Source organism: Clostridium sp. (assembly GCF_036781005.1).
Classification (GTDB): domain Bacteria; phylum Bacillota; class Clostridia; order Clostridiales; family Clostridiaceae; genus Clostridium_B.
On the sequence record NZ_DAIQBT010000035.1, the window covers coordinates 19,109 to 31,418 of the forward strand.

The window sequence follows — 12,310 nt, forward strand, 5'->3', positions numbered from 1 at the left end:
GAGTATTTATGTTATTTGTAATCAAAACGGGGGAGTAAATAAATATGTTGATGCTACGTAGTCATTTACAAGATGGTGTAGTTGCGTTTTATTACGTTAGAACTATAGCACTAATTGTTTTTTGCGCATTTACTGTTGTAAAATTTTTACTTAAAAGAAAATATGAATTTAAACCTTTTAACATGTTATGTGAGTTTGTATGGATTCTTACAGTTCTTATGATTTTGAAAATCACAGGTATTATCGGTGGTAATTTTGGAACAACTTCATTATTTCATGGAATTGCCAATTTTAGCTTTTACTTTTTTAAGGGAGGATTATCTGCAGCAACTTTATTAAATATAATATTATTCATTCCTTTTGGTTTCTTCTCAGCAATAGTTTTCAAAAAACTTAGGGATAAATGGTTCTATGGGGTTTTAATAGGCCTTATCTTTTCATCAATAATTGAATTTCTCCAAACATTTAATGGCCGTTATGGAGAATTAGGGGATATACTAATGAATACGATTGGAACATTTATAGGGTATGAAATATGGTTCTTGTTATCAAAACTAAATCAAAGACAAAAGAAATAAAATGCTTATCATTGTAACATCGTTAAATTTGAAAATTCTCAAGTCGTCCAAACATGTTGTATCGTAATTTTCTAGAGGTTCATATTTACATTTAAAATATAACTTGAAAGCATATCAATTAAGAGTTAACATACCACAAACATAAGATTTGGAGGTATGGACATGCTGAAAGAATTTCAAGAATTTATTGATTTTTTTATTGATAAAAGGCTTAATGATATTTCATTGGGTTTAGGTAAGAAAGATGATAATTATAAAAAATTGGAAACTGCATTGCTGGAGGTACAGGATAAGTTAATAAATAAGGATGATAAAGAATTACAGGGGTTATTTGTAGAATATGGGGATATTACAAATGCACAGATGGCCATTATATACAGGAAAATTTATATATGTGCTTTTAAGGATGATTTGAAGTCTATTGGAATGATTGAGATGATGAAAAAATAAGTAAAGTGCTGCTGGATATATTTGGAAGTGTGATTGTTTTGAAAAGAAACGCAGGTGCAATTTATATATATGTAGCATTACATTTTAGGGGGGAAGATTTAGGATGAAATATTATGTTGTTGATGCTTTTTCTGATGAAGTATTTAAAGGAAATCCTGCTGGTGTATGTGTCTTAGATAATCCTATAGATGATAATATAATGCAGAAAATTGCAGAAGAAAACAATTTGTCAGAAACAGCTTTTGTTAGTAAAAATAAAAGCTGTTATGATTTAAGGTGGTTTACGCCAAATGCTGAAATAGATTTATGTGGACATTCCACTTTAGGAACTTCTTATGTTATCTCTAACTACGTTGATATTGGAATTGAAAGTATGAGTTTTAATACTGCTAGTGGAATATTGGACGTTAGGCGAAATGGTGATTTGTATGAAATGGATTTTCCTTTAAGAGAACTAAAGAAAGTAGAAGTATCTTACCCAGTAATTTCGAGAGCTATTGGAATTAAACCGGTTGAAATATATTTATCAAGAGATTTATTTATAGTGTTAGAAACAGAAGAACAAGTAAGAGAACTAGTTCCTAGTTTTTATCCAAAGCTTGGCGTAAATGAAGATCCTGTAACAGGGTCGGCCCACAGCAACTTGATACCATTTTGGTCACAAAAATTGAATAAAGATATAATGACAGCTAAACAGTTATCAAAACGTGGAGGAATATTATACTGTAAAATGAATGGAAATAGAGTTGAAATAGGTGGAAAAGCTGCACTTTATATGAAAGGAAATATTAATGTATAGTTTATGTATATTTTATAATATTGTATAAGAAGGTGTCGGTATAATCATTTTTAACGCCTTCATAAAGTTAGATATATGAGAGGGGATAAGCAGATGAAGTTTTTTACGGTTGATAAAATTAGAATGTTAGGAATTAGTGGATACCTTTCTTATTATGAAGATGAACAAAGTTTAAATAGAGCTAAAGAAGATTTTAAATCTATAGGCAAGGATTATGATGTAGTAGAAAAATTGAATTTTATACACTATAAGTCACTAATGCTGAAATATTTACCAGATTCACTAAAAAATGCTGTCAATGATGAAAGTATAATTCCATTCAAAATACCTTCTCGTAATCTTTCAAGTGAAATAGATAAATGGAAGCTAAATGTAAAAAATACTTGGAAAGAAACATTTCGTCAATATAAAGAACATTATAAATCTATAGAAAAATTGCTGCCCCAAAACGTTATTGAATTAAATAATAAATATAATTTTCATGACACAAAGGTATTAGCAGCTAGAAATCTTCAGGGTAACATAGTCGAAATTGATCTCCAGTGTAGTGAAGGCTTCATGGACGAAGGGTTATATACGCTGATATTTAATGGTGTAAAGTTAATAGAGGTGTCTGATGATTTTATAGGTAGTTGGTGGATTTATAGTGAGATACATTTATCTGATGTAGGAAAATTTCAGCTTAATGTCCTATTTGACTCAGAGGATTGTTCTGTATTTAATGAAATGAAAATTATAGCAGATGATGTATTAGTTAAGAGTAAGAAATGTTAGTTTAATTATATGGCAAATTCTATTGAAAATTGTATTGAAGAATTCATTAGAGTCAACAAATGATTTAAGGTACAATATTCTTGTGTTGTAAAATAAATATGTGTAACTTGGAGTAAGGATGATGATAATATGTTTACAGTTTTATTATTTATAATTAATTTTATAATTATATTTATTCTAATAAAGCTAATAGTAAATAAATATAGTAAGTATAAAATTAATAAATTTACTATTAGCAATGATAGTTTATTTAAAAAAAGGCAAACCATATTCAATAACATAGTTATTGGTTTAAATGTTCTTTATTTATTTTTTGCTGCCTATTTTAAATCAGATTCATTAATTATGGCAATAACGATGCCTATAATTGCTGTCGTAGATATCATAGCTGTAATAATTTTAGGTGTTTTTGCAAGGTTACAAAGTGGTTTTAAAAAGTAGATTACTTTATAATTTTCTTATTATATAACTAAAAGCCCATATCAAACGAGATAGGCTTTTTTTATATTCAAAATTTCGGAAATGTGATTATTTTGGAAAGAAACGTAAGTGTAAGTTTATTCTGAATAAATTGGGGTGAATGATGAAAGGTATTGTTTTGTTTTTGTGGATTATTATATTATTAGGGATAAATTTAAAAGCATATAAGGACTTTAAAAATACTAATTTGAAAGTAAAAAAACCAGCTTTATTGCAATTATACTAGGTTTAGCATGGATAATAATGTTTATTTTATTTAAACTTATATAGATACTATATGAAATTTATGTGACGTAAATAAGATGCAAGAGAGTTCTTTGAAAATTGAATATTGCAGTGTTAAAAATTCCTATGCTTTTTATATAACTGTGAAAATATACGGAGAATATGGTATAATTTCGATATCAATTAAGTCGTAGTCGTAAATTATGGCGAAACAAGAAGGTCAATTATTACCTCCTTTTATAATGTCTTAAAATCAACGCTATTCTTTAACATAGCCTTATTCCTTATGGTTCTTTTTTAGGTTTTCACTCTATTGACAACAGACAAATATTGTTTTAATATTATACATAGAATAACTATGCATAGTTATTCTATGTATAATGTAGGAGGTTATTTGTTTTATGAAAATCAATAAGGAACTGCTTAAGGGCAGTACGGTTACTTTAGTTTTAAGTCTTTTGAATTCAAGACCTATGTATGGTTACGAAATCATTAAGGTAATTGAGACAAAGTCTAATGGAATATTCAGCTTTAAGGAAGGAACCCTATATCCTATTTTACATTCTCTTGAAGGCGGTGAAATGATTGAGTCCTATTGGAGTGACAGTGAGGAAGGACGAAAGAGAAAGTATTATAAAATTACAGAAAAAGGCAGGCTTCACACGGAAGAAAGAAAAGAAGAGTGGTCTCTGTTTATTAATACTATAAATAAGGTTCTTGGGGAGGTTTAAAATATGAGTGTAAACAAAAATACTACAATTAATGAGTATATAGAAAAAGTTTGCTCATTAGTTAAAAATAAAGATGTTCATTCTGATATAAAATTAGAGCTTAAAGACCATTTGGAAACACTTAAAGAGGAGTTTATTTCTTCTGGTGCGTCTGAAAAAGATGCTGCTTCTAAGGCTGTTGCTCATATGGGTGAAGCTTCAGTAGTAGGAAACCAGCTTAACAAAGCTCACAAGGCTAAGCTAGACTTAAAGATTTTTGTGCCTGTTATTATTTTTTCAGTTTTAGGCTTGATAGTCATGTATACTGTACAATTAAACAATGCTTCAGGCAAAAAACTATTTCAACAAAGCTTAATATTTTATTTAATTGGAATCTCCATTATGTTAGGCTTATACTTATTTGATTATAGAAAGCTTCTGAGCTGTTCAAAGTACATATATATAGGAACTTTAGCTGTAATGATATTAACTATATTTTCAGGCAGATATGTAAATGGAGTTCCATTTTTAAAATTAGGCATTATAAATATTGATTTTATAAGTATAAGTCCGTTTCTATTAATAATTTCATTAGCAGGTATATTCCAAAAATGGAACTTAAATATTATGAAGGATTTTCTTGTAGGATTATTTATAATGGCCATACCTGGTTTGTTTTTGTTTATTATCCCAAGGTTATCTGCACTGCTTATATATATGACCGCTTGTATTGCGTTAATGCTCGTTTCAAAAGCAAAGATTCACTTTGTACTTATTCCTCCGATAGCCTTAATATTATTTATGTACTTTTTTATAATCAGAAATCCCTATTGGATTGACAGATTAGTAGTTTTTTTAAATCCCGAGCGAGATCCAAATGGAACTGGATGGATATATTTAGAGCTTAAAAATGCAGTTAAATCAGGTGGTTTTTTAGGAAACAGCTTTGCTACAGGGAAATTAAATCTTCCCGAAGCTCATACTGACTTTGTATTTGCTTACATGATTCATACCTTTGGATGGCTTGCTGCTTCGGCTATTGCTATATTAATACTCCGCTTTATTTTAAGAATAGTTATTGTGTCTAGCTCGGCTAAGCATTCTTACGGAAGACTTTTATCCGCTGGACTCGTTACTATACTATCTGCTCAATTTATATTAAGTATTTTAGTTAACTTAGGAGTTTTCCCAATGCTTGGAGTTAGCTTGCCTTTCATGAGTTTTGGAGGTTCAAACTTAATTATGGATATGGCTTCGGCAGGCTTAATGCTGAGCATTTACAGGCGAAAAAATTTATCAGCTAATTTATTAATGAGAAAACCTTCTTGGTAATTTAATATGAGTTATATATAACGGTTTGTTTTACTATAAAACCCATTTTTGATATTTAGTTATCGTTTAGACTAGTAAATACTCATCATAAATAATATAATTTGGCATAGATTATTATGCAGTAGTAGAAAATGTTGAATTAGAAGTTTGTAATAATGATTTAAAGGAGCAGAAAATTGATGAAACCAAGAATAATAAATTTTATCCCATTAATAATTACAATACCTTCCATATCTATTGGTGTAGTAGCAATGTACTACAATAAAGTTTCAACTTTTATCTGGTCACAAAACATTGCTTATTTACTTATAATGGGAATGGTTTCATATTTTGTAGTTTTAAGTAAGTTTGATGTTATAGGAAGTAAATTTTACTATAGTTCTATGTTAATATCACTATTATTCATAGTATTAACATTTATTAGTTCAGGTATGGAAGGCGTTTATAGATGGGTATCTATAGGAGTAATTAAGTTCAATGTTTCAATGATAGTATTACCAATAATAATAATATCATCATGGAAATTGCTACAGGTAAAATCATCATGGGTTACTATAATTACAACAATTGCTGTATCAGTTTTACTGGCAATTCAACCTGATGCTTCTCAACTAACTGGTTTTAGTATTTCAATGATAGTTATGTTGGTCAGTAAGACTGATAAAAAGAGTCTTCGCTTATTTATCGTGGGGATTCTATCAACGTTGATAATACTTTCGTGGGTATACTTAGATAGCCTATCTGCGGTAGCCTATGTGGAAGGAATACTAGGTTTGCTAAAAAATGTTGGATTAACATGGCTTATATTAGGATGTATTTCTCTTATAATATTACCAGTACCTTTTATATTATTTCCACCAAAGAACTTTAAATTACTTTCCATATGTTTAGGATTATATTTTATAATAATATTAATTGCTACCTTATTTGGTAACTTTCCAATTCCGTTAATGGGCTATGGAGTTTCACCAATTATAGGATATTTTATATCAATATCTTGGTATACAAGAGCAAAAATTGCTGAACAATATTCTTATTTAGCGTAACAACTGAAAAAAACGAACAATTTATCTAAGCACTGTATTATTCAAATTTGAATTCTGCAGTGTTTTTGCGTCGTAATACAAATTTATGGTCTATCTATTATAAATTTACGATGGATGGACTTTCTTCTTTTTAGATAACTACAAGCCCATATCTAACGATATAGGCTTTTTTTATATTCAAAATTTCAGAGAGGAGGAAATCTATGCTTTATAAACAAAGTTTAGCCTATAGCAAAGACTTAATAAAAGGAACTAAAATAGAGATTCCAATCGCGGGCACAGCTACAGTAAAACTTTATGATGCTCTAACAGGAAAACAGACCTATGAAGCTAAAAGTGAAAATAGGATATCTGCTGTATTTGGAAATATGGCTTACCTTGACGGATTTTATTATCCCATCCTGGATAATATGCAGGAAAATATACTAAGTGACATATACACAACTTATCCATACTATAAAAGATATTGAAAAAATGGGAGAAGAAGAGTTAATAGCTTACATAAGAAATAGGGTAACAAACTTTACTCCCCATTCAATAAGAAGAAAAGAGATAGAAAAAGATAATGGAAAAATGAGACCTTTGGGAATCCCAACCATGGAGGATAGAATAATACAGCAGTGCATGAAGCAGGTTTTAGAACCAATTGCCGAAGCAAAATTCTATAAACATAGCTATGGTTTTAGACCTAACAGGAGTACGGAAAATGCGATAGCAAGGATATTTCATCTCACGACCTGTAATGGACTTCATTATGTAGTTGATATAGATATAAAATCCTTTTTTGATAATGTAAATCATGGAAAATTGCTTAAACAATTATGGAACATGGGCATACAAGACAAAAACTTGTTATGTATAATATCCAAAATGTTAAAAGCAGAAGTTGAAGGATATGGAATACAGCAGAAAGGTGTCCCGCAGGGCAGTCCAATATCAACAATACTTGCAAATGTTGTATTGAATGAACTAGATTGGTGGATATACAGTCAATGGGAAGAAATAAAAACAAGAGAGTCCTACAAAAGACAAGGATGTAAAACAAGAGCTCTCAAAAAGAAATCAAATTTAAAAGAAATGTATATAGTAAGATATTGTTATGATTTTAAAATAGCATGTAGAACTGCAAAAGATGCACAAAAAGCCTTTGTGGCAGTTAAAAACTGGTTAAAAGAAAGACTAGACTTAGAAATAAATACTGAAAAATCAAAGGTAATAAACCTAAGAAAGAATTATTCAGATTTTCTAGGCTTTAAACTAAAAGTTAAATCTAAAAAGAAAAAGTATGTAACTAAATCTAATATATGCGATAAAGCCAAAAATAAAATCATCAAAACAATAAAGGAAAAGATTAAAACAATTAAAAAGAATCCAACAGTAAGAAATTGTAACAACTATAATGCAACAATATTAGGTCTACAAAATTACTATAAGATAGCATCAAATTGTAATATAGACTTTAGCGAAATAGCTTTCTTAGTTAGAAAGAGCCTATATAATAGTACAAGAAGTATACGAAGCAAAATAGGGATAAAAACAAAAACCTACGAAAGGTTATATGGAAAATATAATTTTAAAATAATCTATATAACTCAAGTAGCATTGTTCCCTATTGCAGGAGTAGTGACAAGACCCTCACGGAAGTTTCATCCAGGGATATGTTCATACACAGAAGCTGGAAGAGAAAAACTTCATAAGAAACTAGGTATGAGCATAAATAAGGGTATAAGATATTTGCTTGAAAATCCTGCAAAGAATGAAAGTTTGGAATTTAACGACAACCGAATATCATTATTCGCAGGACAACAAGGTAAATGTTATATTACAGGTGAACCCTTAAAACTAAATGAAATTGAGGTGCATCGTAAAATATCAAAACACAATGGTGGTAGAGATAATTATAACAATCTTATACTTGTTAATCAACAACTTCATAAATTAATACATGAGATAGATATGGAAGTTGTTACAGTAGCTATAGATAAAATTAATTTATGCAAAACAGGGTTTGAAAAACTTATGAAACTTCGTAAACTTGTTGGAAATTGCGTGATATAAAAGAGTAAAATAATATTGATGGAACGCAGTGTGCGGTGAAAGCTGCAAGCACTGTGTGGAGGAGGGGAAAAGGCAGAGATAATTTCAAAGTCTTACCTATTCCTATGTACATTTGCCAGTAAAACTGAAATATACACAGGGAGTATTGGCTTAATTACTTTAACTAAAATAACCAATAATAAATTGTGGGTCATAATAGAATATGGCACTTGCCTTCAGTTAAATGAGAATTTAACAATGTATGGTACTTCAAGCTTTACCTCTACAAACTATGACAGTATTTCCTGGGACAGTGATACATCTACTATATTTACCTATACTGACAGCAGCTATGGACAGTTGAAGCAGCAGTATGTTGTGGCAGCAGCTGCCCATACACTGCTTCCAGAGGCAGTAACAAAGACACCCACAAATACTATGAAAATACAATATGATTTCACATGCGACTATGTATATCCACTGGATATGCCGGTACATTAAAAGTTCTAAGATGGGGGAGAGAGGAATGAAAGTTAATATTTTTCAGGCTGTATTTACAGCTGTTGGCGGTTACATCGACTGGTTTTTAGGGGGCTGTGATGGTCTTATGTATGCACTGGTTGCTTTTGTGGTTATTGACTATATTACAGGACTTATGATAGCTGTACTTGAGAAAAAACTGTCCAGTGAGAGTGGATTCAGGGGAATATTTAAAAAGGTTTTAATATTTGTGTTTGTGGGTATAGGAAATATAATAGATATTCAGTTGCTCCAAAACGGCAGTGCAGTTCGCAGTGCTGTTATATTCTTTTATGTGCGCCCAGATAGGGCATTGTTAATAGCGAATTAATTGGAATTCGCCTCTCATAATTACGAGAGATCCAACCTGTCTAACCGAAAGGCGAAAGCTGATACGGGAACAAAGCACGACAGGAAAGCGGAAAGTTATCTAAAGGCTAAAAGATACGACTGAACCGCAATGGCAAAAAAGGATATGAGGTTTAACCTATGTTTGGTGAATGTGAGTTTCAAGTGTCCGTTAACATAGGAGCAAAGAAATTAGCCTGAAACTTTGTGCATGATAGGTCAATAAATATGTAGAAGTTATTCGATGTAATTACAAATATCATGCCACAAGCTAGAGAACTAGTGTTAAAGAAACAAAAGCAAAACCGACAATCCTATAAACCAAGTAACAATGTTAACTGGGGATAACCTAAATAGGAATGCCAAAAGGCTATAACTTATGAGTTTGAATATCCTACAAGGTTACGGAGTTTCCGTAGTAGTTTGAGGTGGATAATAACCACTACATGGCGAAGGGGAACAGTTTATGCAAATCTAAAAGGAACAGATGAAAGGGAGGAGAAACCTCAAATGAAACCGACATCAGAAATTTTAGAACGAATTTCAAAAAGTTCAAAAGAACATAATGATGGAGTATTTACAAGGTTGTACCGATATGTGCTTAGAGAAGATATTTACATGAATGCCTATAAAAATCTCTATGCAAACAATGGTGCTGCAACTAAAGGAATTGATAATGATACTGCTGATGGATTTAGCCTTGAATATATAAGGGAAATAATAAATGACCTTAAAAACCAAACTTATGAACCTAAACCAGTAAGAAGAACATATATACCAAAAAGAAATGGTAAAATGCGACCACTTGGTATTCCTTCATTTCGTGATAAATTAGTACAAGAAGTTATTAGGCAAATATTAGAACCAATTTATGAACCTATATTTAGTGATAATTCACATGGTTTTAGACCCAATAGAAGTTGCCATACCGCATTTTCACAAATATCAAAAGATTTTCGTAGTACAAAATGGTTTATAGAGGGAGATATCAAAGGGTGCTTTGATAACATTGCTCATAAAAAACTGTTAGAAATACTGACTTATAAAATTAAGGATTCAAAGTTTATAAACTTAATCGGAAAATTTCTTAAAGCAGGATATCTTGAACAATGGAAATATCATAACACCTACAGTGGTGCACCTCAAGGTGGGTTATGCGAAGCTTTGCATAAGGTGGACTAATTTCACCAATACTAGCAAATGTATATTTACATTATGTCTTGGACTTGTGGTTTGAAAAAGTAGTAAAGAAACACATAAAAGGAGAAGCATATATTATAAGATATGCAGATGATACCGTATGTTTATTTCAATACAAAAATAATGCTAAGAGGTTCTATAAAGCTTTAAAAGGAAGATTATCAAAGTTTGATTTACAATTGGCAGAAGATAAAAGTAAAATAATAAAGTTTGGTAGATACTCAAATAGTAAGGAAACTTTCGATTTTCTGGGATTCACTCATATAAACGGTAAATCAAGATTAAATAAATATCTTGTAATCTATAGAACGAGCAAGAAGAAACTGAAAACCAAGAAACAAATTGCTAAAGAATGGATAAAAGAAAATATGCACAAACCGTTATCGGAGATAATAGGAAAGCTAAACCGAAAATTAGTAGGTCATTATCGTTACTATGGGATAACCAATAATATAAAATCTTTAATACAATTTTACCGCTATATAATTATCCAATTGTATAAGAAATTGTTAAGAAGAAGTCAACGAAGGAAACTAAACTTCAAGAAGTTTGATAGTTTATTAAAGTACTATGGTTTGGTAAAGCCAAGGATATATGTAAGTCTATATTAGAAAGATTATTATGAAGAGCCGTATGCCTTAATAGGGCACGTACGGTTATGTGAGGGGCTTAGATTTCACAATCTAATACTCGACCGTATTGATAAATACGCGTATTTGTATGAGGACTTGAGGAAATTGTATGGAGTGAAAGGGGATATTTGTACCTTCTAACCATCTATTATGATATAATAGTATTTGTTTCTTAATATATGGCTAGGAAACAAAGAAAATAAGAGATGGTGATAACAAATGAGATTTATAAATTGGTTATTTAAAAATAAATTTAAAAAATCCAAACCAGATATAGAGGTATACGGAAGTGAAATGGATGAAGAGGAAAAAGAATTGGAATTAATACAAACAACTATATCTGATTGGATAAATGAGTTTAAAAGTACAGAACATTTCAATAAGATGAATGATTTAGAAAAAGAAAATAGTGAGTTTGTAGTAGAGGTATTTTCAGATTATATGTATGAGTATGAAGGTTTAAAACCATTAGAGTGGGATGAAGTTGGCCTAATAGATTGTTGCTTGAATATATTACCACAGAAAGTTTCAGCAGATGCAGACAAATTTAAATGTGTGAGTCCGGTATTAGAATCCTTCTTTAATTTTTTAGATGAAAACAAGTATGTATTAAATGGGAAAAAACTTTCAAAATCAGTTAAGCAAATATCAAGACAAATAGTTAAAAATGCAGTAGATCCAAATAGATGGGGAATGGCTAAAAGATTTGTTATGGGAGCTAAGAATAGAGGGATTGACATAACAGATGAAAAAGAAATGAATCAGTATATGCTTGATTATAATAATAATAAACCCATTGTAAATGAACCGAAGATAGGAAGAAATGAATTATGTCCCTGTGGTAGTGGAAAAAAATATAAGAAATGCTGTGGAAATAAGTAGTGGGTTAAAACTCTTGAGTGTGGGTGGTGTACTCGAGGTTCTTCACGAATGTATATGTTTTTACATATATAGTTAAAGAAACAGTAAAAATGGGGATTGTTATAGAAATATAGAAAGATAAGAATAATAACTATAAATGAGCATTTTTACATCCAATAATTCACACTACAAAAAATAATAGGTGTAGTTCAAAATAAACTTAATGGTGCCTGTCCCATTAAAAAAAGACTATAAAAAATACAACGTTATTTCCAATTGGAAAATGTAAATTTACCATTATTGATATCCACAGAGTTAA

At 30.3% G+C, this 12,310-nt stretch carries 12 protein-coding genes and 2 pseudogenes; all 14 read left to right on the plus strand.

All coding sequences use genetic code 11. The annotated features are described in order from the left end of the window. The first annotated feature begins 44 nt into the window (after positions 1-44). The 14 genes and pseudogenes from V7Q02_RS12840 (at position 45) to V7Q02_RS12905 (ending at position 12,012) form a co-directional block, all read left to right on the plus strand. A complete protein-coding gene (locus V7Q02_RS12840) occupies positions 45-578 on the plus strand; it encodes a VanZ family protein (protein WP_333861432.1) in 534 nt (177 codons plus the stop codon). Positions 579-740: 162 nt separating this feature from the next. Continuing rightward, positions 741-1,028 (plus strand): hypothetical protein, encoded by a 288-nt coding sequence (locus V7Q02_RS12845; protein WP_333861433.1) that lies wholly within the window; start codon positions 741-743, stop codon positions 1,026-1,028. Positions 1,029-1,131: 103 nt separating this feature from the next. Continuing rightward, a complete protein-coding gene (locus V7Q02_RS12850) occupies positions 1,132-1,827 on the plus strand; it encodes a PhzF family phenazine biosynthesis protein (protein ID WP_333861434.1) in 696 nt (231 codons plus the stop codon). A gap of 93 nt (positions 1,828-1,920) precedes the next feature. After that, entirely contained in the window at positions 1,921-2,601 is a 681-nt protein-coding gene (locus tag V7Q02_RS12855) for a DUF4085 family protein (RefSeq protein WP_333861435.1), read from the plus strand. Positions 2,602-2,730: 129 nt separating this feature from the next. After that, positions 2,731-3,042 (plus strand): hypothetical protein, encoded by a 312-nt coding sequence (locus V7Q02_RS12860; RefSeq protein ID WP_333861436.1) that lies wholly within the window; start codon positions 2,731-2,733, stop codon positions 3,040-3,042. Positions 3,043-3,707: 665 nt separating this feature from the next. Then, positions 3,708-4,037 carry a PadR family transcriptional regulator gene (locus V7Q02_RS12865; RefSeq protein WP_333861437.1) on the plus strand — a complete coding sequence of 110 codons (330 nt, stop codon included), beginning with the start codon at positions 3,708-3,710 and terminating at the stop codon, positions 4,035-4,037. A 3-nt stretch (positions 4,038-4,040) separates the two neighbouring features. Next, a complete protein-coding gene (locus V7Q02_RS12870; RefSeq protein WP_333861438.1) occupies positions 4,041-5,348 on the plus strand; it encodes an FtsW/RodA/SpoVE family cell cycle protein in 1,308 nt (435 codons plus the stop codon). 179 nt (positions 5,349-5,527) lie between these two features. Then, the gene (locus V7Q02_RS12875; RefSeq protein WP_333861439.1) at positions 5,528-6,394 is read left to right on the plus strand and encodes a cell division protein; all 867 of its coding nucleotides are present in this window, start codon (positions 5,528-5,530) and stop codon (positions 6,392-6,394) included. Positions 6,395-6,597: 203 nt separating this feature from the next. After that, complete coding sequence (locus tag V7Q02_RS12880; RefSeq protein WP_333861440.1) at positions 6,598-6,864, plus strand: hypothetical protein; 267 nt, start codon at positions 6,598-6,600, stop codon at positions 6,862-6,864. Further along, positions 6,824-8,452 (plus strand): group II intron reverse transcriptase/maturase, encoded by a 1,629-nt coding sequence (ltrA, locus tag V7Q02_RS12885; RefSeq protein WP_333861441.1) that lies wholly within the window; start codon positions 6,824-6,826, stop codon positions 8,450-8,452. The genes V7Q02_RS12880 and ltrA (V7Q02_RS12885) overlap by 41 nt, the downstream gene beginning before the upstream one ends. 183 nt (positions 8,453-8,635) lie before the next feature. Continuing rightward, the gene (locus V7Q02_RS12890) at positions 8,636-8,932 is read left to right on the plus strand and encodes a hypothetical protein (protein ID WP_333861442.1); all 297 of its coding nucleotides are present in this window, start codon (positions 8,636-8,638) and stop codon (positions 8,930-8,932) included. A gap of 25 nt (positions 8,933-8,957) precedes the next feature. Continuing rightward, a pseudogene (locus tag V7Q02_RS12895) lies at positions 8,958-9,278 on the plus strand (phage holin family protein); the annotation flags it as partial. A 530-nt stretch (positions 9,279-9,808) separates the two neighbouring features. Continuing rightward, a pseudogene (gene ltrA, locus V7Q02_RS12900) lies at positions 9,809-11,109 on the plus strand (group II intron reverse transcriptase/maturase). Positions 11,110-11,349: 240 nt separating this feature from the next. Beyond that, positions 11,350-12,012, plus strand: a complete 663-nt coding sequence (locus V7Q02_RS12905; protein WP_333861443.1) for an SEC-C metal-binding domain-containing protein — start codon at positions 11,350-11,352, stop codon at positions 12,010-12,012. The last annotated feature ends 298 nt before the right edge of the window (positions 12,013-12,310 follow it).

Excerpts from the sequence above, each read along its gene's own strand:
- V7Q02_RS12840 (WP_333861432.1), top strand. The coding sequence starts at position 45 with ATGTTGATGCTACGTAGTCATTTACAAGATGGTGTAGTTGCGTTTTAT.
- V7Q02_RS12845 (WP_333861433.1), top strand. The coding sequence starts at position 741 with ATGCTGAAAGAATTTCAAGAATTTATTGATTTTTTTATTGATAAAAGG.
- V7Q02_RS12850 (WP_333861434.1), top strand. The coding sequence starts at position 1,132 with ATGAAATATTATGTTGTTGATGCTTTTTCTGATGAAGTATTTAAAGGA.
- V7Q02_RS12855 (WP_333861435.1), top strand. The coding sequence starts at position 1,921 with ATGAAGTTTTTTACGGTTGATAAAATTAGAATGTTAGGAATTAGTGGA.
- V7Q02_RS12860 (WP_333861436.1), top strand. The coding sequence starts at position 2,731 with ATGTTTACAGTTTTATTATTTATAATTAATTTTATAATTATATTTATT.
- V7Q02_RS12865 (WP_333861437.1), top strand. The coding sequence starts at position 3,708 with ATGAAAATCAATAAGGAACTGCTTAAGGGCAGTACGGTTACTTTAGTT.
- V7Q02_RS12870 (WP_333861438.1), top strand. The coding sequence starts at position 4,041 with ATGAGTGTAAACAAAAATACTACAATTAATGAGTATATAGAAAAAGTT.
- V7Q02_RS12875 (WP_333861439.1), top strand. The coding sequence starts at position 5,528 with ATGAAACCAAGAATAATAAATTTTATCCCATTAATAATTACAATACCT.
- V7Q02_RS12880 (WP_333861440.1), top strand. The coding sequence starts at position 6,598 with ATGCTTTATAAACAAAGTTTAGCCTATAGCAAAGACTTAATAAAAGGA.
- V7Q02_RS12905 (WP_333861443.1), top strand. The coding sequence starts at position 11,350 with ATGAGATTTATAAATTGGTTATTTAAAAATAAATTTAAAAAATCCAAA.